Source organism: Hoeflea phototrophica DFL-43, assembly GCF_000154705.2.
Lineage (GTDB): Bacteria > Pseudomonadota > Alphaproteobacteria > Rhizobiales > Rhizobiaceae > Hoeflea > Hoeflea phototrophica.
Genome location: NZ_CM002917.1, coordinates 2,311,670 through 2,331,241 on the forward strand (window position 1 = coordinate 2,311,670; position 19,572 = coordinate 2,331,241).

Below are 19,572 nucleotides of genomic sequence, written 5' to 3' on the forward strand. Positions count from 1 at the left end.
GCACGGACATGTTGGAAGGAATTCTCATAGGCCTGACAGCGGCGCTGACGCCATTCAATCTTATGATGGTGATCATGGGCTGTGTCGTGGGCACGTTCATCGGCATGTTGCCGGGACTTGGGCCGATGTCGATCATTGCGATCATGATCCCGGTGGCCATCGGGATCGGCGATCCCACCGCCGCTCTGATCCTGCTGTCAGGCGTTTACTACGGTGCAATCTTCGGCGGATCGACATCCTCGATCCTGCTCAACGCGCCGGGGGTCGCCGGAACGGTCGCCACCAGCTTCGACGGCTACCCGATGGCGCGCAAGGGGCAAGCCGGAAAGGCCCTGACGATCGCCGCCATATCCAGCTTTGCCGGAGGCACCATCGGCGCCATCCTGTTGATGATTTTCGCGCCGGCACTCTCCACCGTGGCCCTGCTATTCCACTCGGCTGAATACTTCGCCCTGATGGTTGTGGGCCTGTCGGCGATTGCTGCCTTTGCAGGCACGGGACAGGTCGCCAAGGCCCTGATGATGACGCTGCTCGGGCTGATGCTCGGCACCGTGGGCGAAGGTGCCTTGTCAAACACGCCGCGCTTCACCTTCGGAATGATGGAACTGCAAACCGGCTTTTCCTTCATCACCCTCGCCATGGCGATGTTCGCACTGCCCGAGGCGCTGTTCCTGGTCATGAATCCCGCCCGCGCAGCCACCGGTGAGAGCGGCAAGATCACCGGTCTGCGCATCACCGGCGCCGAAGCGCGCAAGATCGCTCCGGTGATCGGACGCCAATCGGTGCAGGGCTTCTTCATCGGCGTTCTGCCGGGCGCGGGTGCGACAATCGCCTCGTTCCTGGGCTATGCGGTTGAACGCAACATCGCCAAGGGCGCGGAGCAGGAAGAATTCGGCAAGGGCTCGATCAAGGGGCTCGCAGCGCCGGAGACCGCCAACAACGCGGCCTGCACAGGATCCTTTGTGCCATTGCTGACGCTTGGCATCCCCGGTTCCGGCACCACCGCGATCCTGCTCGGAGCACTCTTGGCACTCAACGTGACCCCTGGTCCGCGGCTGATGACCGACACGCCCGAGGTGTTCTGGGCCGTCATTATCTCCATGTATCTCGGCAATCTGGTGCTGTTGATCCTGAACCTGCCTCTGATCCCCTACATCGCGAAGATCCTGACCATCCCGCGCACCTTCTTGATCCCGTTCATTCTGTTCTTTACCCTGATGGGCAGCTATCTGGGGCAGAACAATTCGACCGAGTTGCTGATCCTGGTCGGCTTCGGCGTGGTCGCGACAATCCTGCGCTTTGCGGACTTCCCGTTGGCGCCCCTGCTGATCGGATTCATCCTCGGCACCATGCTCGAAAACAACTTCGCCCGGGCGATGCAGCTCTATGGCGGATTTGATTTCATTCTTGAACGCCCGATGACCATGGCTCTTCTGGTCGTGGCACTCATTCTGGTCGTACTGCCGAGTTACCGTGGCTATCGCGCCCGCAAACGCGCGGAAGGTGTGGCAGACGGCGATTGATGCAGGCGACTGAGAACAACCAGCACAAACCGTGACCGATTTAAAAGACACAGAAGGGCGGACCCCGCCCTTCTCTCACCTCACACCTCGACGCCCACCACCGCCAGACAGTCGCCGGACTTAATCAGCCCCGGAAAATGCCGCGACACCAGCAGGCCCGAGCGCCGGGCACGATACTCGATCGGCAGACGGCCAGTGCGGTCAACGGGCCAGACACGGGCCACGACCTCACCATTCTCGACCGGATCACCCAGGTTCTTCATCGCCTCGAACATGCCGTCATCCTGGCAGAAGACGAAACAGTCCCCGTCCGGCATATCGAGCATTGTCGACGGCCCAATCTCCAGCTCACCCTTCATGATGCCGGTGTGCTTGAGCACGTTGCGCACGCCCTTTTTGGCGATCGCGTTCGATGTCGCGGTTGAGGATCCGCCGCCGCCGAGCTCGGTTGTCACGAAAATCTTGCCCTGATCCTCGACCGTTGTGTCGTACATGCCGACATTGTCGATCTCGAGCAGCATCATCGAGTAAGGCGCGTTGAAGGCTTCAACTGCAGCAACACAGGCCGCCTGCTGGTCCTCATTCTCAAGCACATGGGCCGAGGCGAAGGGAATAAAATCCAGTGTCTTGCCGCCGGAGTGAAAATCCAGAACGACATTGGCTTCCGGCAGCAAGACGTTGGTGAAGTAATCGGCGATCTTCTCCGTGACCGTCCCGCTGGGCGAACCCGGAAACGAGCGGTTCATGTTGCCCCTGTCGATTGGTGAAGTGCGTGTGCCCGCCCGGAACGCCGGGTAGTTCATCGCCGGAACAATGATCACCCGGCCCTCGATCTCACCTGCCTTCAGGCTCAGCGCCAGCTCCATCAAAGCGATCGGCCCTTCATACTCGTCACCGTGATTGGCGCCGGTCAGCAGCGCGCTCGGGCCAACGCCGTTCTTGATCACCGTAATCGGGATCATCACAGATCCCCAGGCCGAATCGTCGCGGCTGTAGGGCAACCGCAAGAAGCCATGATGTTCGCCATCTTCGTCGAGCGGGATTGTGGGCGTGATGGGATTGGCGCTCATGACATGTCAGTCCTTCACATAAAGCCGGCGCGGCACATCCGCGAGACATTCAGCCCCAGCGGCTCCGATGACGATGCTTTCGGTGATCTCGAAGCCCCAGTCGTCCATCCACAACCCGGTCATGAAATGAAAGGTCATGTTTTCTTCAAGCACGGTCTTGTCGCCGGGCCGCAGCGACATGGTGCGCTCGCCCCAATCCGGCGGATAGGACAGGCCGATCGGATAGCCGGTGCGGTTGTCCTTGGTGATCCCGTATTTGGTGAGCACCTTGAAGAACGCGAGCGCGATATCCTCGCACAGATTGCCGGGCTTTGCCGCTTCCAGTCCGGCCTCCATGCCTTCGAGCACGGCCTTTTCCGCATCGATGAAGGTCTGTGTCGGCTTGCCGAGAAACACCGTGCGTGACAAGGGGCAGTGGTAACGCTTGTAGACCCCGGCGATCTCGAAGAAGGTGCCCTCGCCGCTCTTCATCGGCTTGTCATCCCAGGTCAGATGCGGCGCAGAAGCGTCAGCCCCCGAAGGCAGCAGCGGCACGATCGCCGGATAGTCGCCGCCATAGCCAAGCCCGTCATCATAGCGCAAGGCGGCTTCATAGATGTCGGCCACCAGATCGCATTTGCGGTAACCGGGTTCGCATTTGTCGAAGATCGTCCTGTGCATCCGCTCGACCAGACGCGCGGCCTTGCGCATATAATCAAGTTCCCGGGGTGATTTGACTGCCCGCTGCCAGTTGACCAGAGCGGTGGTGTCGGAGAAACGCGCATTTGGCAGGAGCTTCTGCAAGGAGGCAAATGCGGCGGCGGAAAACCAGTAATTGTCCATCTCGACGCCGATGCGCATGTTGCCCCAGCCGCGCTCCTCGAGTTTGGCCGACAGATAGTCCATCGGGTGGCGTTCTGCGGATTGCACATAGTGATCGGGATAGCCGATAATGTCGCTGTCCCCCAGATAGGCGGTCAGCCGCGCGCCATTGGCATCCTGGCCGCGACCAAACCAGACCGGGTCTCCGTCCGGTCCCACCACCACGCACTGATGCACATAGAACGACCAGCCGTCATAACCGGTCAGCCATGCCATGTTCGACGGGTCGGAAACGATGATCACATCGACGCCTGCGGCAGCCATGGCGGAGCGCGTCTTGGCAAGCCGGGCGGCATATTCTTCCCGGCTGAAATTCAGAATTGGCGCGGACATTCGGGGCTGTTTCCTTTCTTGGAGGGATTTCAGTTTGAAAAAAGCGTCCCGGCATTGGCCGCCTGAGCACGCTTGCCGGTGAGCGTGGCAATGGCGGTGTCCTGAATGCCGGTCCCGGTGAGATCCGCAATGGTGATCTGGTTATCGGATGAACGGCCCTTGGCCTGGCCCGCAACAATCATCCCGAGTTCCGCAAAAACGCGGTCGGCCTCGACAAGGCCCGACGCAATCGCACTGCGAAGTTCGCCAAGACCGCGGGTCTGGGTCAACCTGTCGGGGACATAGAGATCGGCCTTGAGCAGGCATGCCGGGTCGAGTTCGTTCTTGTGCTCCTGATCCGACCCCATGGCCGTCACATGCTGGCCCGGCCGCAGCCAAGCGGCTTCCAGCACTGGCCTTGTCGCAGGTGTGGTAGTGACAATCACATCCGCGGAGCTGACCGCCGTGCCGGCATCCTCAGCGGCACGGACATCGATCCCGAGTTCCTGTGAAAGCTCCGCTGCCACTGTCTGCGCCTTGCCGGCGTCCCGCGCCCAGATCGTGGCCGTCCTGATCGGACGAACCAGACACAGCGCCTTGAGTTGCAGCCGCGCCTGGCAACCGGCGCCAAGGATGCAGGCATGCGATGCGTCCGCGCGGGCAAGATGGCGCGCGGCAACGGCTCCTGCGGCCGCGGTGCGGACATCGGTGAGATAGCCATTGTCGAGCAGCAGCGCCTCAAGCATGCCGGTTCGGGCGGAAAACAGCACCATCAATCCCGATGTGCTCGGCAGTCCCAGCTTCGGATTGTCGAAAAATCCCGGAGAAACCTTGATCGCAAAGCTGTCGATCCCGGGCACGAAAGCGGTTTTCACATCGACCTCGCCATTGAACGGCGCAATCGCCATCGACAGGATCGGCGGCATCTCCACATCACCGCGCGCAAGCGCCACAAAGGCCTTTTCGATGCAATCCACCGCCTCAAGGTCGAGCTCAATGAGACCCCGCAATTCCGCCTCGGTCAGGATCGTGATGTCGCCCATCTCAGGCCACCTCCTGGGTGACATCGACATCTTCACCCGAGATGATGCGATGATGCTGGTTCATATCGATATTGCCGCCGCTCAGCACCACCGCCACCGGCCCGTCAGCCGTGACCTTGCCCGACAGCAGCGCCGCCACACCAACCGAGCCGGAGCCTTCGACAATCTGCCGCTCCTGCCAGTAGAGGTGCCGGATCGCAGCTGCAATCTCGGCCTCACTGACCAGAATGAGATCGTCGACCAGAGCCCGGGTCATCGCGAAAGTGTATTGGTTGTCGAGGCCGATGCCGCCCCCCAGCGAATCCGCAAGCGTCGCCAATTCCTCGACCAGAACCGGCTTGCCTGCCTTGAGGCAAGCATGCATCGCCGCCCCGCGCTCCATCGAGATGCCGATGATCCGCACCTCAGGCTTGAGCGCCTTCACCGCCGCGGCAACACCGGAGAACAGACCGCCGCCGGAGACCGGCACCAAAATGGTTTCCAGTTCTTGCACTTGATCGAGCAGTTCAAGACCCAGTGTGCCCTGTCCGGCAATGACATGGCGATGATCAAACGGCGGAATCATCGTCCTCCCGTCCTCACTGACCAGCCGGTCGACCTCCAGCTGCGCCTCGTCCTGAGAGTTGCCAACGATCCGCACTTCGGCCCCTTGCGCCTTGATGCCATCGATCTTGGCCTGCGGAACCAGCCGCGACATGCATATGATGCAGCGCACGCCTGCGGCCCGCGCGGCATAGGCCAACCCGCGGCCGTGATTGCCGGTCGACACCCCGACTACGCCCCGCTGCTTCTCCGCATTCGACAGCGCGGCGACCGCATTGGTCGCGCCGCGGAGCTTGAAACTGCCGGTGATCTGCGTGTGCTCCAGTTTCAGATGCACCGGAACACCGAGCTGATCGGACAGGCTGGCTGACAGCTGCACCGGTGTTTGCAACACCTTGTTCGCAATTGTCTTTCGCGCCTGCTCGATGGTCGCAATACTGATCTCGGGCACAGGCGCATTCATGCCGCTTCACCTGCAATGACACCCCTCAACCGCACGATGGAACCGGCACGTGTTTTATCGGCAAGACGGCACATATGTTGGTGGATTGGCGGCCAGAATGTCATGAATTATTGTTGATCATTATCCTGGAAATTGACAAGCCCCCGATGCTGGCTCAAAGGTCGCTGTCATGGCCCCAATCAAACTCGATGACCGCGACATCAAGATCCTCGCAATCCTGTCGCGGGAAGGCCGGATCTCCAAATCAGACCTGGCAAAGCGGGTCAATCTCAGCGCCACACCGTGCTGGGAGCGGCTCAGCCGTCTGGAAAAAGCCGGGATCATTTCAGGCTATCGCGCCGAGATCGAACTCCGCCATATCGCGCCACAGGTCTCGGTTTTTGTCATGGCAGAACTCGAAAATCACCGTGCGGCCACCTTTCAGGCATTCGAGCAAGCCGTTGATGGATATAAAGAAATCATTTCCTGCTGGGCGCTGGGCGGCGGCTTTGACTATCTGCTTCATGTCATCACCCGCGACATCGACAGCTATCAGCAATTGATCGATGATCTTCTCGCACGCCCCACCGGCCTGGCGCGCTATTTCACCTATATCGTCACCAAGCCAGTCAAACACTCCGCAGGCTTTCCCTTTGCCCTGCTGACCGGTTCAGATCCGGAGACAAGATAGTGGCTGAGCTCGGAATATTTGGATGAACCCTCTGCCAGGGGCCTCTGCATCAGAGGAATCCACTGGCAAGGAACCGTTAAATTCGGGTCGAAACGGCCAAGCGCGACAACGACGGTCCGAACACCGTGTTCCAAAGCTGTCGCGTTCTTCCGGACCGGCCCTGTTTCGCGGCTTTGCCTGTGTCGTTGGCGGCCGCGTTTGAAACAACACTCGAACAAGGAATTGACGATGTTGCGCAACGATCAGCTTGACCAGTGGGATCATGATCACTTTTTCCATCCCTCGACCCATCTTGCGCAGTTTGCCCGTGGCGAGTTGAAGAACCGAATCGTCACCGGCGGCGAAGGCGTTTACATCCATGATCGTGAGGGCAACCGCCTGCTCGATGCTTTCGCCGGCCTTTACTGCGTCAACATCGGCTACGGCCGTCAGGAGGTTGCTGAAGCCATCGCGGCGCAGGCGAAGGAACTCGCCTATTACCATTCCTATGTCGGCCACGGCACCGAAGCCTCGGTGACGCTTGCCAAGATGGTGATTGACCGCGCGCCCGAGAACATGAGCCGGGTCTATTTCGGCCTCTCGGGATCGGATGCCAATGAAACCAACGTCAAACTGATCTGGTACTACAACAACATTCTCGGCCGCCCCGAGAAGAAAAAGATCATCTCGCGCTGGCGCGGTTATCACGGCTCGGGCCTGATGACCGGCTCACTGACCGGGCTGGATCTGTTTCACAAGAAGTTCGATCTGCCGCTCTCTCAGGTGCTGCACACCGAAGCGCCCTACTATTTCCGCCGCGACGATCTCTCGATGTCCGAGGCCGATTTCGTTGCCCATTGCGCAAACGAACTCGAGGCCATGATCGAACGCGAAGGTGCCGACACCATTGCCGCCTTCATCGGCGAACCGGTCCTCGGCACCGGTGGCATCGTGCCGCCCCCGGCCGGCTACTGGGCCGCCATCCAGACTGTGCTAAAAAAACACGACATCCTTCTCGTCGCCGATGAGGTAGTGACCGGCTTCGGACGCCTTGGCACCATGATGGGCTCGACGCATTATGGCATCGAACCCGACATCATCACCATCGCCAAGGGCCTGACCTCGGCCTACGCGCCACTGTCCGGCTCGATCATCTCAGACAAGGTTTGGAAGGTTCTGGAACAAGGCACCGACGAGTACGGCGCCATTGGCCATGGCTGGACCTATTCCGCACACCCGATCGGCGCAGCGGCCGGTGTCGCCAATCTCAAACTCATCGACAGCCTTGGCCTCGTCACCAATGCGGGTGAAACAGGCGCCTATCTCAATGCCCGCATGCGCGACGCCCTCGCTGATCACAGGAATGTCGGCGATGTGCGCGGCGAAGGCATGCTTTGCGCCGTCGAACTGGTCGAGGACAAGGACAACCGCGTCTTCTTCGATCCCGCAGCCAAGATTGGCCCGTCAATCGCCGCAGCCCTGCTCAAGCGCGGCGTCATTGCCCGGGCCATGCCTCAGGGAGACATCCTCGGGTTTGCTCCGCCACTTTGCCTCTCACGCGAGGAGGCGGACACCATCATTGCCGCAACCAGCGATGCGGTGAAAGAGGTCTGCGGCTAAGAACCGCCGCAAGCAACATCTCTTCCGGCAACGCGTGTTGCCGCGCGCCCGGGAGGGAACCTGTGGGACATCCATGCACGGCTTGCCGCAGGCATTTGGCCGCAGCACCACTTTCAATTGTCCCTAATCGGGCATGAACAGGCCTTGCGCAATTTGAACAATATCCATGACCATTCGGTTATGGATTGTGATCCGAAATGCCTGTCAGAACAGGCAAATATTCTAGCACTTACAGTCTTTTGCGCCTCTTTTTCTATCCCTAAGCTATCAATGCTCAGAGACGTTGCGACCAGAACCGCCGCACCCACGGGCAGATCATTTTGAACCGCTGTCTAAACGCTTCATTAGCTTTGGCATGACATGATACCGTGATGAATTATGCAGTTCTGAGAGGACTGACGATGAGGCCAAAAAGACACGCTCTGACACAGATCGGCGGTGCCGGCGACAAGCGCCAAGTCTATTCGAAACAGGACGCCAATTGCCCGGTGATCGCACACGTCTCGGTTCGCAATTCCGAAACGAGGATCCCGATCCCGTGCTGGATGGTCAACCTTTCAGAAGACAGCTGCCTGCTCACCTCGGATCATTTCCCGCCACGCGTCATTGACGTCTACCTGGTCATCCCCGGCTTGGGCGCCAAGGTTCACGCCGTCACTCGCAACCAGGGCAAATTCACCCTTGGCCTCAGTCTCACCACCAAAATCCCTTCCGATCTGATCTCCAAGGTGGCGCGCATCAAAGCGGTTTCCAAAGCGGCTCCCGTCGGCTGAAATCAATCGGCAGGGCATGCGCGCTCAAGCCAGCCAGTCATCGAGTTTCGCGGCGCGCACATCCATCATGAGTTTGACAAACCCTTCAGCCTGGTGCGCAGCGGTAAGCTGACCCTTGCCAGGAGTGGCCTTGGACGCCTCGCCCACCGCTCCCGCAGGATTGAGGTCGCTGGCAATCCACGCAAATGCGTGGGTGCCGGCATGCCGCAACAGCTCGAATTCGGTTTCCGCGCGGGTAACCGCGGACACAAAATCCTCTGCCTTCTCCATGGCTACGAGGTCGGGCCTGAAATGCAGCATCAGCGACGTCTCCACATCACCGCCGTGAATACCGTAGGCAAGTTCGCGGGCGCTGTAGAGCCCTTCGGGAAATCCGAACCGCATCCATGATGTCTTGGCCACGAGCATCCGCGCCCGCACCCGCAGTTCCCGCGCGACAATGCCCATGATTTCCTCATTGCCGCCATGCGAATTGACGATCACCAGCTTGCGGACACCGGCACGCGCAATGGAATGGCCAAGTTCGACCCAATGCTCGATCAGTGTCGTGGCGGGAATCGTCAATGTGCCGGGTGCGTGCTGGTGCTCGTTGGACTTTCCCACCGGCTGAATCGGCAGGATCCGGATATCCAGGTCCGCAGGCGTCTGCGCGATCACCGTGTCAAGCATGCCTTGCATGATCGCGCTGTCGGTGGAGACCGGAAGATGCGGACCATGCTGCTCAATTGCCGCAATCGGCAGAACCGCGATTGTGGCATCCGGGTCGATGTCATCGAACTCGCGTGTGGTGAAGTCACCCCACCAGATCTTGCGGCTCATGATATGCCCTCCTTTGCTTTCGCAGCCGCGATCACCTCGATCTCGACCTTGAAGACCTCTCGCGCGAAGCCCGAGACGATCATCAGCGTGGAGGCCGGCGCGGGGTCGGAAAACAGCCGGTCGCGAACCTTCATATAGCCTGGAAGATGCGCCCGGTCGGTGACATAGGCGTTGATCCGCACAATGTCGCCAAGCCCCATGCCCGCAGCCTCGAGCACCGCCGCCACATTGGCAAAACACAATTCCGTCTGCGCTTCCACATCCTCCGGGATGGTCTCGTCGAGTGCGATCCCCAATTGCCCCGAGCACAACACCAGCCGGTGGCCTGGTGGCACTTCCACCCCATGGCTGTAGCGCGCAAAGGGTGCTCTCAAATTCGACGGGGTGTGGTGTTTCATATCCGGGGCCTCGTTTCAGAAACGCCATTTTTAATCTATTCCAAACTGCCTTGGAATGGCAGAGTATGACCTGAAATCGGGAAATGCTGCCATGAAAATGAGCACATAGCTTATTTGCAGGGCAAGAGCAGACGCGGGTCAGAGCAGTTTGCAGAGCAACACCGGATGGACCGTGGATCGGCCATTGGCATGAGGCTTGCAAGGTTGCTCTGGTGTCTTAACGACGGGAATTGAAAAGCAAACCCGCATCTGAACCAAGGGATGATGTACATGACGTATCTTCTTAGATCCTGCGCTACGGCGGCAATTCTGTTGGCCGCAGGCGCACAGGCCACAGCCCAGGAAGCCGTGACCTTTGGCACCAACTGGCTGGCTCAACCCGAGCATGGCGGTTTCTATCAGTCGGTCGCCGACGGCACCTATGCCGCCTGCGGACTTGATGTCACGATCGCCCAGGGCGGACCGCAGGTGAACAACCGTGCGCTGCTTCTGGCCGGCAAGATCCAGTTCCACATGGGCGGCAACATGCTGGAAGCCTTCTCGGCGGTGGAACAGAGCATCCCGGTCAAGGTGGTTGCCGCATCGTTCCAGAAGGAACCGCAGGTGCTGATGACGCACCCGGGACAGGGGCTGGACACCTGGGAAGACCTCAAGAACGCCGATGAGTATATTCTCGGTGACGCGGGCTTCCAGAGCTATTTCCAGTGGATGGTGACCGAGTTCGGCTTCGACCCGTCAAAGCGCGTCCCCTACACCTTCAACCCGGCCCCCTTTATCGCCAATCCGAAATCGGCGCAGCAGGGCTACATCACCTCCGAGCCTTTCGCGGTTGAAAACGCGGCCGGCTTCAAGCCCAATCTGTTCCTCGTCGCCGACTATGGCTTCGACACCTACTCGACCACCATCGAGGTGATGCAGGCAACCATCGACGATATGCCTGACGCGGTAAAATGCTTCGTCGAAGGCTCGATCAAGGGCTGGTACAACTATCTCTACGGCGACAACACGGCCGCCAACGCCCTGATCCAGAAAGACAATCCGGACATGACCGACGAGCAGATCGCGTTCTCGATCGGCAAGATCAAGGAATATGGCATTGTGGATTCCGGCGACACCGAAACCATGGGCATCGGCGCCATGACAGATGAACGCATGGAGAGCTTCTATGCCAAGATGGTCAAGGCCGGCGTGATTGCCGACGGCATTGACATCAAGTCATCCTACACCCTTGATTACGTCAATCAGGGCCTCGGGCTTGACCTGAAGTAGCAACCCCTCCGCCTGCCCGGATGTAAAATTCCGGACAGGCCTGTTCTGCCGTCTGGTCTGGACCCCCATGCATTCCCCGAACGCCCAACTCCTCCTCCTGCACGCAATAGGCAAAACCTTTGCGTCCGGTGTCACAGCCCTTGAGGACGTCAATCTCCGCGTCAATGAAGGCGACTTCATGAGTTTGCTGGGCCCCTCGGGCTGCGGCAAATCCACGGCATTGCGGATCATTGCCGGGCTTTCGAACCCGACCTCGGGCGTCGTCGAATGGCGCGGAACGCCGCTTCAGCAAAACGACATCGGCTTCGTGTTTCAGGAACCCACGCTGCTGCCCTGGGCCAGCGTCTATGACAATGTCTGGCTGCCGCTGCGGCTGCGCGGTGTGTCGCGGCGCGAGGCCGAACCGCAGATCGCAGAAGTGCTCGAAAGGGTGCACCTGACAGGATTTGAAAAAGCCGTTCCGCGCGAGCTCTCAGGAGGCATGAAGATGCGCGTCTCCATCGCCCGCGGCCTGGTCACCCGGCCACGCATCCTGCTGATGGATGAACCCTTCGCAGCCCTTGATGAGATCACAAGGTTCAAACTCAACAATGATCTGCTCGAACTCTGGCAGGAACGTCGCTTCACAGTCATCTTCGTCACCCATTCGGTGTTTGAAAGCGTCTTTCTGTCGAACCGCATCACGGTGATGGCCGCGCATCCAGGCCGCGTCTTTGAGGAACTGACCGTCGATGCGCCCTACCCGCGCGACGAGGCCTTCCGAACATCGTCAGCCTACGCCGAGAGTTGCCGCTCTGCCTCAGCGAGCCTCAAAACCGCCATGGGAATGGAGAGTGCTGATGTCGGCCACTGATACAAAAATCCCATCAATCATCGACCCCGATGAAGCCCGCCGCGAGCGCCTGCGCAAGCTCGAGCGCACCGGCAGCTGGCTGCTCCCGCTCATCATCATGGTTGCGGCGATTGCCCTGTGGGACCGGATCTGCGTCTGGAACGAAATCCCGCAATACATCCTGCCGCGTCCCGGTGTGGTGCTCGACACGCTGATCAAGGATGCGGCCCTGCTGTTTTCATCGCTGCTGGTCACGCTGCGGATCACGGTCCTGTCGCTTGCATTGGCGGTGATCGGCGGCGTCGGGCTGGCGGTTCTGTTCACCCAGTCCCGTTTTGTCGAAATGAGCCTGTTTCCCTTCGCCATCGTGCTTCAGGTGACCCCGATCGTGGCGATCTTCCCGCTGATCAACATCTATGTCGACGACCAGACAACCAAGCTGTTGCTCTGCGCCTGGATCGTTGCCTTCTTCCCGATCCTCTCCAACACCACGCTCGGTTTGAATTCCGTCGACCGCAATCTGATCGACTATTTCCGCTTGAACGGCGCCACCCGCTGGCAGACTCTGTGGCATCTCAGGCTCCCCGCCGCCATGCCCTATTTCCTCGGCGGCTTGAAGATTGCCGGTGGCCTGGCGCTGATCGGCGCCGTGGTGGCGGAGTTTGTCGCGGGCACCGCCGGCCAATCCTCCGGCCTCGCCTCACGCATCATCGAGGCCGGATACAGGCTCAATGCTCCGCGGCTGTTTGCGGCATTGATCCTGATTTCGCTGACCGGCATTGTGATCTTTCTGGCGCTCTCCTGGATTTCCCATCTCGTGCTGCACCGCTGGCACGAGAGCGCGCTCAAGCAGGAGCATTGAGTGACATCGCATCGCATAACCCTTCCCGTTTCAGGACCCTACCGGTTGACCAATCTGCGGCTTCACCGCGCCCATCTCGCTGAAACAACCGGCTTCGCCTTTGATGCCGACGGATTTGCCCAGGCGGAACTGGCGGTTGATACGGGCGCGATCAGCTCGATTGCCCCGGCTGCTGGCGGCACGCCGGCTGACACCGCCATCGATTGCCGCGGAGGCATCACCTTTCCGGCCTTTGTCGATTGCCATACCCATATCGACAAGGGCCATATCTGGCCGCGCAAACCCAACCCGGATGGCAGCTTTCCCGGCGCCCTCGAAGCCGTTGGCGCCGACCGCGAGGCCCGCTGGTCGGCTGAAGACGTCGAGGCCCGCATGGAGTTCTCGCTGGCCTGCGCTTTTGCCCATGGGACAAAGGCGTTGCGAACGCATATTGATTCCGTGCCACCGCAGGAGGACATCTCCTGGCCGGTTTTCGACACTGTTCGCGACCGCTGGAAGGGACGGATCGAGCTGCAGGCCGCCTGCCTGTTCGGCATAGATTCTGCCCGCGACGAGGCCTGGTTCAACCACCTTTCCGGGATTGTCGCCCGCCACAACGGCGTGCTGGGCGCGGTCACCTACATGGTGCCTGATCTTGATGCCCTGCTCGACCGCATGTTCTCAAAGGCGATCGAGTTGGGTCTCGATCTTGATTTTCACGCCGACGAGACCGACGACACCAATGCAGTTTCCCTCGACCGGATTGCCGAAGCGGCCCTTCGCTACGGCTACGAAGGCAAGATACTGGTCGGTCATTGCTGCTCGCTCGCCCGCCAGCCCGACGGCCAGGTCAAGGAGACGCTCGACAAGGTTGCACAGGCCAATCTTTCGGTCGTCAGCCTGCCGATGTGCAACATGTACCTCCAGGACCGCCGCCATGACGCCACCACGCCGCGCTGGCGCGGAGTCACGCTGCTCCACGAGATGGCCGCACGCGGCATCAATGTCTCCGTCGCCTCCGACAACACCCGCGATCCATTCTATGCCTATGGCGATCTCGATCCGCTGGAAGTCTACCGCGAAGCCACCCGCATCCTGCATTTTGATCACCCGGTGGCCTCATGGCCCGCCACCGTCGCCGCCAACCCGGCGCGCGCCATGCGGCTTGACGATGCGGGCCTGTTCAAGCCGGGCGCGCGCGCCGATCTGGTGCTGTTTCGCGGCCGCAGCCTCACCGAACTTCTCTCACGCCCCGAAAGCGGCCGCATCGTCATCCGCGATGGCCGGGCGATCGACGCGGCCCTGCCCGATTATTGCGAACTGGATCATTTGATGGAGGCCCGGACCAATGAACATTGAAGCACTGACTGCAGAGCTTGACGGCATCCGGATCGAGGACAATGAAAAGATCGTCCAGCAGAAAAGCCGTGACTTCTACTGGTATTCGCCGCTGCTCAAGCGCCAGCTCGACCATGTTACCGGCGACCTGGTGGTCTCGCCAAAGACCGAAGCCGAACTGATCCGCGTGCTCAAGGCCTGCTACCGCCACGAGGTGCCGGTCACCCCGCGCGGCACCGGCACTGGCAATTACGGCCAGGCGATGCCGCTGTCAGGTGGCGTGGTGCTGAGCCTTGCGGACATGAACGACATTCGCGAAATCAAGCCAGGATGGGTGATCTGCGGCCCCGGCGTCATATGCTCCGATCTCGACAAGGCCGCACGCGCGCACTCCGGACAGGAGCTCAGGATGCACCCGTCGACCTATCACACCGCAACCGTTGGCGGCTTCATCGCCGGCGGCTCGGGCGGCATCGGTTCGATCAACTGGGGCGGATTGCGCGACTTCGGCAACATCATCCGGCTGCGCGTCGTCACCATGGAGCAAGAGCCGCAAGTGCTGGAGCTCACCGGCGAGGACCTGCACAAGGTCACCCATGCCTATGGCACCAACGGCATCATCACCGAAATCGAGATGCCGCTCGCGCCTGCCTATGACTGGATCGACGCAATGGTCGGTTTCGACAGTTTCGACACGGCAGCGGCCTACGCCAATGCGCTCGCCCGCCAGGACGGCATTCTCACCAAGCTGGTCTCGGTGGTCGCGGCACCCTGCCCGTTTGACTATTTCAAACGCCATCAGAAGTTTCTCAAGGAAGGCCAGAGCGTGGTTCTGGTCATGGTCGCAGCACAAAGCCATGACGCCTTCAAGGCGTTCAGCGCGCGCAGTGGCGGTGAGATCATCTTTGACGCCACCACCGCAGGCGATCTCAAGGGCCTGCCGCCACTCTTCGAACTGTCTTGGAACCACACGACGCTGCGGGCGCTGCGCGTCGATCCGGCCTGGACCTATCTCCAGGTGCTCTATCCCTTCCCCAACCAGCTCGAGCTGACCGCGAAGATGGACCGGATGTTCCCGGGCGAACTGATCTCGCATCTCGAGTTCGTCCGCTTCGATGGCGACATCACCTGCTTCGGCCTGCCACTGGTGAAATTCACGACCGATGAACGGCTTGAGGAGATCATGGATCTGCACAACGCCAATGGCTGCCCGATCTTCAACCCTCACCGCTACACGCTTGAGGAAGGCGGCATGAAGCAGACCGACGAAATCCAGCTCGCCTTCAAGCGCGAGGCTGATCCCAAGGGCCTGCTCAATCCCGGAAAGATGATTGCCTGGGATGATCCGGACTATGATTTCAACTCTGGAAAAGTGTGGCTGTTCAAGGGTTTGAAACAGGCGAGCTGAGGCACTGCAAATGCGTATACTCGTGGTCCACGCCCACCCGGTCGAGACCAGTTTCAACAAGGCACTGTTCCATCTGACGGTGGAACGGCTCACCGCACAGGGCCATGACGTCGACGCGCTGGACCTTTACGCCGAGGATTTCGACCCACGACTGACAGCAGCCGAGCGCGAGGCCTATCATGATCTTGAGACCAACCGCGCCAATGTCTCCGGCCATGTCGACCGCCTGCTGGGTGCCGAAGCGCTGGTGATGGTCTATCCGGTCTGGAATTACGGCTTCCCGGCAATCCTCAAGGGTTGGGTCGACCGCGTGTTCCTGCCCGGCGTGTCCTTCGCGCTGGTCGATGGCGCGGTCCAGCCGACGCTGCACAACATCACCAAGCTGGTGGTGGTCTCGACTTATGGCGGGTCCCGCTTCCGCAGCTTCCTGATGGGCGATCCGCCGCGCAAGCTGGTGACACGCATGTTGCGCGCATTGATCAAGCCGGGCGCGCCGGTCAAATACCTCACCCACTACAATCTCAATCTTGCCACCGACAAGAGCCGCGCCGCTTTCATGGCCCGGATCGGTGCTGAAATGGACCGGTTCTGATGCGTTGCCTGATTGTCTATTGTCACCCGGTTCCCGAAAGCTATTGCGCCTCCGTGCGCGACACCGTGATTGCCACGCTTGAGAAAAACGGCCACGAGGTCGACCTGCTCGATCTCTATGCCGAGGGCTTTGACCCGGTGATGCCCGCCGATGAACGGCGCATCTACAACCAGATGAAGCGCGAGGATCACCCGTTCCCCGACCACGCCGAGCGGCTGGAGAAGGCAGACGCGCTGTTCTTTGTCTATCCGACCTGGTGGTACGGGCTGCCGGCCATGCTCAAGGGCTGGCTCGACCGGGTCTGGACCCCGGAACTCACCTTCCACATCCCTGATGGCCCCGGCCCCATCAAGCCGTTGATGACCCATATCAAGCTGCTAGGCGTGATCACCACCTGCGGCGCGCCGCGCTGGTGGTCCTATCTGGTCGGCCACCCGGGCAAACGCACCATCCTGCGCGGCATGCGCGCGCTCTGCGCCAGGAATTGCCGGCGGATTTTCACCGCCCATTACCTGATGGACAAATCAACGCCCGAGAGCCGCGCCGCCTACCTGCAACAGGTTGAAAAGCGGCTTTCATCCATATGATTATATGGGTTTTTCGCCGATCAGGCGGAGTTATTGCACTTGTCGGGATGCGCATTGGCAAAGGCTGGCAGTGCCTGGCAGGCCGAACGGATCGCCTGGATGCGTCTGAGTCCGGAAATGTCGGCACCCCAACGCTCGGCATTGTAAAGCTGTGGGATCAGGCAGATGTCTGCGAGACCGGGTGTGTCGCCGTGGCAGAATGTGCCCGTCTGGGGATGACCGAGCAGCTTTTCGAACGCTTCCAGCCCCTGGCTGATGAAGCGCTGCATCCAGGCCACCCGCACCGCGTCTCCGCCCTGGGTCAGTTCCATCACATGCGCCACCACCGACAGATTACAGATCGGATGAATGTCCATGGCAATGACATCGGCGAGTGCACGAACCCGCGCGCGCTCCGCCGGTTCGTCGGGCAACAGCGCCAAGCCCCGGGTCTCGATCAGGTATTCGACGATCGCCAGCGACTGGGTGAGCATCACGCCGTCAATGTCGAGCGCAGGAACCTTGCCCAGCGGATTGCGCTCTAGATGCTCCGGAGAACCATGATCGCCTGCCAGCAGGTCGATCACCACCGGCTGATAGGCAATGCCCGCCAGATTGAGCGCGATGCGCACCCGGTAGCTCGCCGAGGAGCGCCAGTAATCATAAAGCACGGGCGTTGTCATGGTTCATTCCCCATCAGAAAGGCACAAATGCCTATACTTTTTCAACGGATTGCTCGATCGCGCCAAAAATCGAATGGCCCTCGCCATCCTTCATTTCGATGCGGACCGTATCACCGAATTGCATAAACGGCGTGCTCGGCTTGCCCGAATTGATGGTCTCGATCATCCTGATTTCCGCAATGCAGGAATAGCCCAGACCACCCTCGCCGACAGGTTTGCCGGGATCGCCATCCGGCCCCTTGTTGGAAACGGTGCCGGACCCGATGATGGCGCCTGCGCACAGCGGTCGCGTCTTGGCCGCATGGGCAACAAGCTGCGGGAAATCGAATGTCATGTCGGCCCCTGCATTGGCGCGGCCAAAGGGCTGGCCATTGTAGTCGACATCGAGCGGCAACGAGAGCTTGCCACCATCCCAGGCCTCGCCCAGCTCGTCCGGCGTCACCGCGACCGGCGAAAACGCAGAGGATGGCTTGGACTGGAAAAAACCGAAGCCCTTGGCGAGTTCGCCCGGGATCAGGCCCCGCAGGCTGACATCATTGAGCAGCATCACCAGCTTGATCGCCGCGCGGCAGGTGTCAATATCCGCACCCATCGGCACATCGCCGACGATGACGGCCACCTCGCCCTCAAAATCGATGCCCCAGGCTTCGTCAGCCATCCGGATCGGCCCGCGGGGCGCGAGGAAACTGTCCGAGCCCCCCTGATACATCAACGGATCCTGCCAGAAGCTCTCGGGCATTTCGGCCCCGCGCGCCTTGCGCACCAGTTCCACGTGATTGACATAGGCCGACCCGTCAGCCCACTGATAGGCCCGCGGCAGCGGTGAAAGCGCGTCACGCTCGTGAAACCGTTCATCCGGCTCGGCGCCCGTTTCCAGCATCTGCGCCACATCGGCAAGCCGCGGCGCCACATGGGCCCAATCATCAAGCGCCGCCTGGAGCGTACGGGCGATATGCGGGACCCCGGAGGCACGGGTTAGATCGCGCGAGACGATAACCAGGCGGCCGTCCCTGCTGCCATCGCGGAGGGTTGCGAGTTTCATGCGGATTTCCTTTGTGGTTTGGAAGGTGGCAACGGCAGGCTGAGCCCGTCGCGCCCGATCGTCAGCGGACCATCCCAGGTGGCGTAAAGCTCACGGGTCCAGTCAGCTTCGGTAATCTGCGGATCATCGGCGGGCACCAGATGGTTGAGCACCAGATGGCCGGCCTGAGCCTGCGTTGCGATCCGGCCGACATCGGCCGCCATGGTATGGCTTGCCAGCAGATGGGCCTTCAGCCGGTCACCATTGCCGGTGCGCGCCACCAGCCGGTCGACCCCGTCGGGATGCATAGCTTCGTGCACGAGAATATCGGCGCCCTGGGCGAATTCGCCCAAGGGCGGATAGTAAGCCGTATCGGCGGAAAACACGATCACCCGGCCCGCATGGCTGATCTTGATCGCGTAGCATTCGGTGACCGGCGGATGTTCGACGCGCAAGGCCTCGACCGTGAGGCCCTCACTCTCGATCAGCACGCCTTCGCCAAACTCGCTGACCTGCACCAGATCGCAGATATCGGGCCTGCCTTCATCATCAATGCGCAGGTCAATGTCATAGGCAAGCGAGGCCAGGAACCCGTCCCAGAGCGCTTGCGTCCCGACCGGACCCCAGACCTCGACCGGCGTCTTCAACCCGGCAGTCCATGCGGTGTGGATCAGCGGCCCTAGTTCGAGCACATGGTCGGAGTGCAGATGGGTGATCACCACCAGATCCAGCTGAGGCAGCGCCATGCCCGCCTCGACCAGTCCGCGCGAGACGCCAAGGCCGCAGTCGATCACAATCCGCCGTCCACCGATTTCCAGCAGAGACGCCGTCGGAGACGGCCCGCCCGGACGGATCGCCGGCCCGCCTTTTGAGCCAAGAACAACAAGACGTTCACTCATCTGGGCCTGCCCCCGCACAAAAACGAAGCGTGCCTACGAAAAGCGACGC

20 protein-coding genes are annotated in these 19,572 nt (G+C 60.7%); 11 read left to right on the forward strand and 9 right to left on the reverse strand.

The genetic code is table 11. The annotated features are described in order from the left end of the window. The first annotated feature begins 8 nt into the window (after nt 1–8). A complete protein-coding gene (locus HPDFL43_RS10980; RefSeq protein ID WP_007197404.1) occupies nt 9–1,523 on the forward strand; it encodes a tripartite tricarboxylate transporter permease in 1,515 nt (504 codons plus the stop codon). A gap of 80 nt (nt 1,524–1,603) precedes the next feature. On the opposite strand, the gene doeB is transcribed toward HPDFL43_RS10980, so the two are convergent. The 4 genes from doeB to eutB are packed head-to-tail and all read right to left on the reverse strand — an operon-like array spanning nt 1,604 to nt 5,815. Then, on the reverse strand, nt 1,604–2,593 hold the full coding sequence (doeB, locus tag HPDFL43_RS10985; protein WP_007197405.1) for a N(2)-acetyl-L-2,4-diaminobutanoate deacetylase DoeB: 990 nt from the start codon (nt 2,591–2,593) through the stop codon (nt 1,604–1,606). Nucleotides 2,594–2,599: 6 nt separating this feature from the next. Then, on the reverse strand, nt 2,600–3,787 hold the full coding sequence (doeA, locus tag HPDFL43_RS10990) for an ectoine hydrolase DoeA (protein WP_007197406.1): 1,188 nt from the start codon (nt 3,785–3,787) through the stop codon (nt 2,600–2,602). A 29-nt stretch (nt 3,788–3,816) separates the two neighbouring features. Then, nucleotides 3,817–4,809, reverse strand: coding sequence for an ectoine utilization protein EutC (eutC, locus tag HPDFL43_RS10995; RefSeq protein ID WP_007197407.1), 993 nt, complete (start codon nt 4,807–4,809; stop codon nt 3,817–3,819). A gap of 1 nt (nt 4,810) precedes the next feature. Then, the gene (eutB, locus tag HPDFL43_RS11000) at nt 4,811–5,815 is read right to left on the reverse strand and encodes a hydroxyectoine utilization dehydratase EutB (RefSeq protein WP_007197408.1); all 1,005 of its coding nucleotides are present in this window, start codon (nt 5,813–5,815) and stop codon (nt 4,811–4,813) included. Between the two features lie 169 nt (nt 5,816–5,984). Between eutB and HPDFL43_RS11005 the strand changes: the two genes are divergently transcribed. The 3 genes from HPDFL43_RS11005 (at nt 5,985) to HPDFL43_RS11015 (ending at nt 8,857) form a co-directional block, all read left to right on the forward strand. Then, nucleotides 5,985–6,485 (forward strand): Lrp/AsnC family transcriptional regulator, encoded by a 501-nt coding sequence (locus tag HPDFL43_RS11005; RefSeq protein WP_007197409.1) that lies wholly within the window; start codon nt 5,985–5,987, stop codon nt 6,483–6,485. Between the two features lie 228 nt (nt 6,486–6,713). After that, nucleotides 6,714–8,084, forward strand: a complete 1,371-nt coding sequence (locus HPDFL43_RS11010) for an aspartate aminotransferase family protein (protein WP_007197410.1) — start codon at nt 6,714–6,716, stop codon at nt 8,082–8,084. A gap of 401 nt (nt 8,085–8,485) precedes the next feature. Continuing rightward, nucleotides 8,486–8,857: a hypothetical protein gene (locus tag HPDFL43_RS11015; RefSeq protein WP_156970258.1), complete on the forward strand. Its 372-nt coding sequence runs from the start codon at nt 8,486–8,488 to the stop codon at nt 8,855–8,857. A 24-nt stretch (nt 8,858–8,881) separates the two neighbouring features. Here the strand turns inward: HPDFL43_RS11015 and HPDFL43_RS11020 are convergent, their stop codons facing one another. Continuing rightward, nucleotides 8,882–9,676, reverse strand: coding sequence for a creatininase family protein (locus tag HPDFL43_RS11020; protein WP_007197412.1), 795 nt, complete (start codon nt 9,674–9,676; stop codon nt 8,882–8,884). After that, nucleotides 9,673–10,074, reverse strand: a complete 402-nt coding sequence (locus HPDFL43_RS11025) for a RidA family protein (protein WP_040449200.1) — start codon at nt 10,072–10,074, stop codon at nt 9,673–9,675. The genes HPDFL43_RS11020 and HPDFL43_RS11025 overlap by 4 nt, the downstream gene beginning before the upstream one ends. A gap of 270 nt (nt 10,075–10,344) precedes the next feature. Between HPDFL43_RS11025 and HPDFL43_RS11030 the strand changes: the two genes are divergently transcribed. From HPDFL43_RS11030 to HPDFL43_RS11060, 7 genes are all read left to right on the forward strand, one after another. Then, entirely contained in the window at nt 10,345–11,343 is a 999-nt protein-coding gene (locus tag HPDFL43_RS11030; RefSeq protein ID WP_425348792.1) for an ABC transporter substrate-binding protein, read from the forward strand. A 67-nt stretch (nt 11,344–11,410) separates the two neighbouring features. Beyond that, complete coding sequence (locus HPDFL43_RS11035; RefSeq protein ID WP_007197415.1) at nt 11,411–12,196, forward strand: ABC transporter ATP-binding protein; 786 nt, start codon at nt 11,411–11,413, stop codon at nt 12,194–12,196. Then, on the forward strand, nt 12,183–13,037 hold the full coding sequence (locus HPDFL43_RS11040) for an ABC transporter permease (protein ID WP_007197416.1): 855 nt from the start codon (nt 12,183–12,185) through the stop codon (nt 13,035–13,037). Before HPDFL43_RS11035 ends, HPDFL43_RS11040 begins: the two co-directional genes overlap by 14 nt. Beyond that, entirely contained in the window at nt 13,038–14,375 is a 1,338-nt protein-coding gene (locus HPDFL43_RS11045) for a cytosine deaminase (protein ID WP_245271043.1), read from the forward strand. It abuts the gene before it with no gap. Then, entirely contained in the window at nt 14,365–15,762 is a 1,398-nt protein-coding gene (locus HPDFL43_RS11050; RefSeq protein ID WP_007197418.1) for an FAD-binding oxidoreductase, read from the forward strand. Before HPDFL43_RS11045 ends, HPDFL43_RS11050 begins: the two co-directional genes overlap by 11 nt. 10 nt (nt 15,763–15,772) lie before the next feature. After that, nucleotides 15,773–16,354, forward strand: a complete 582-nt coding sequence (locus HPDFL43_RS11055) for an NAD(P)H-dependent oxidoreductase (protein ID WP_007197419.1) — start codon at nt 15,773–15,775, stop codon at nt 16,352–16,354. Then, on the forward strand, nt 16,354–16,941 hold the full coding sequence (locus tag HPDFL43_RS11060) for an NAD(P)H-dependent oxidoreductase (protein WP_007197420.1): 588 nt from the start codon (nt 16,354–16,356) through the stop codon (nt 16,939–16,941). The genes HPDFL43_RS11055 and HPDFL43_RS11060 overlap by 1 nt, the downstream gene beginning before the upstream one ends. A 20-nt stretch (nt 16,942–16,961) precedes the next feature. Here HPDFL43_RS11060 and maiA read toward each other — a convergent pair whose 3' ends face one another. Genes maiA through HPDFL43_RS11075 form a run of 3 tightly spaced genes read right to left on the reverse strand, consistent with a single transcriptional unit; the run spans nt 16,962 to nt 19,523 of the window. Next, nucleotides 16,962–17,603 (reverse strand): maleylacetoacetate isomerase, encoded by a 642-nt coding sequence (gene maiA, locus HPDFL43_RS11065; protein ID WP_007197421.1) that lies wholly within the window; start codon nt 17,601–17,603, stop codon nt 16,962–16,964. Between the two features lie 31 nt (nt 17,604–17,634). After that, entirely contained in the window at nt 17,635–18,645 is a 1,011-nt protein-coding gene (locus HPDFL43_RS11070; RefSeq protein ID WP_007197422.1) for a fumarylacetoacetate hydrolase family protein, read from the reverse strand. Further along, the gene (locus HPDFL43_RS11075; RefSeq protein WP_007197423.1) at nt 18,642–19,523 is read right to left on the reverse strand and encodes an MBL fold metallo-hydrolase; all 882 of its coding nucleotides are present in this window, start codon (nt 19,521–19,523) and stop codon (nt 18,642–18,644) included. Before HPDFL43_RS11075 ends, HPDFL43_RS11070 begins: the two co-directional genes overlap by 4 nt. Between the last annotated feature and the right edge of the window lie 49 nt (nt 19,524–19,572).

What these genes read in the sequence shown, in the direction of transcription:
- HPDFL43_RS11055 (WP_007197419.1), top strand. Translation starts at nt 15,773, where the DNA reads ATGCGTATACTCGTGGTCCACGCCCACCCGGTCGAGACCAGTTTCAAC.
- HPDFL43_RS10980 (WP_007197404.1), top strand. Translation starts at nt 9, where the DNA reads ATGTTGGAAGGAATTCTCATAGGCCTGACAGCGGCGCTGACGCCATTC.
- HPDFL43_RS11040 (WP_007197416.1), top strand. Translation starts at nt 12,183, where the DNA reads ATGTCGGCCACTGATACAAAAATCCCATCAATCATCGACCCCGATGAA.
- HPDFL43_RS11050 (WP_007197418.1), top strand. Translation starts at nt 14,365, where the DNA reads ATGAACATTGAAGCACTGACTGCAGAGCTTGACGGCATCCGGATCGAG.
- doeA (WP_007197406.1), bottom strand. Translation starts at nt 3,787, where the DNA reads ATGTCCGCGCCAATTCTGAATTTCAGCCGGGAAGAATATGCCGCCCGG.
- HPDFL43_RS11025 (WP_040449200.1), bottom strand. Translation starts at nt 10,074, where the DNA reads ATGAAACACCACACCCCGTCGAATTTGAGAGCACCCTTTGCGCGCTAC.
- eutC (WP_007197407.1), bottom strand. Translation starts at nt 4,809, where the DNA reads ATGGGCGACATCACGATCCTGACCGAGGCGGAATTGCGGGGTCTCATT.
- maiA (WP_007197421.1), bottom strand. Translation starts at nt 17,603, where the DNA reads ATGACAACGCCCGTGCTTTATGATTACTGGCGCTCCTCGGCGAGCTAC.
- HPDFL43_RS11010 (WP_007197410.1), top strand. Translation starts at nt 6,714, where the DNA reads ATGTTGCGCAACGATCAGCTTGACCAGTGGGATCATGATCACTTTTTC.
- eutB (WP_007197408.1), bottom strand. Translation starts at nt 5,815, where the DNA reads ATGAATGCGCCTGTGCCCGAGATCAGTATTGCGACCATCGAGCAGGCG.
- HPDFL43_RS11075 (WP_007197423.1), bottom strand. Translation starts at nt 19,523, where the DNA reads ATGAGTGAACGTCTTGTTGTTCTTGGCTCAAAAGGCGGGCCGGCGATC.
- HPDFL43_RS11030 (WP_425348792.1), top strand. Translation starts at nt 10,345, where the DNA reads ATGACGTATCTTCTTAGATCCTGCGCTACGGCGGCAATTCTGTTGGCC.
- doeB (WP_007197405.1), bottom strand. Translation starts at nt 2,593, where the DNA reads ATGAGCGCCAATCCCATCACGCCCACAATCCCGCTCGACGAAGATGGC.
- HPDFL43_RS11060 (WP_007197420.1), top strand. Translation starts at nt 16,354, where the DNA reads ATGCGTTGCCTGATTGTCTATTGTCACCCGGTTCCCGAAAGCTATTGC.
- HPDFL43_RS11035 (WP_007197415.1), top strand. Translation starts at nt 11,411, where the DNA reads ATGCATTCCCCGAACGCCCAACTCCTCCTCCTGCACGCAATAGGCAAA.
- HPDFL43_RS11005 (WP_007197409.1), top strand. Translation starts at nt 5,985, where the DNA reads ATGGCCCCAATCAAACTCGATGACCGCGACATCAAGATCCTCGCAATC.
- HPDFL43_RS11020 (WP_007197412.1), bottom strand. Translation starts at nt 9,676, where the DNA reads ATGAGCCGCAAGATCTGGTGGGGTGACTTCACCACACGCGAGTTCGAT.
- HPDFL43_RS11015 (WP_156970258.1), top strand. Translation starts at nt 8,486, where the DNA reads ATGAGGCCAAAAAGACACGCTCTGACACAGATCGGCGGTGCCGGCGAC.
- HPDFL43_RS11070 (WP_007197422.1), bottom strand. Translation starts at nt 18,645, where the DNA reads ATGAAACTCGCAACCCTCCGCGATGGCAGCAGGGACGGCCGCCTGGTT.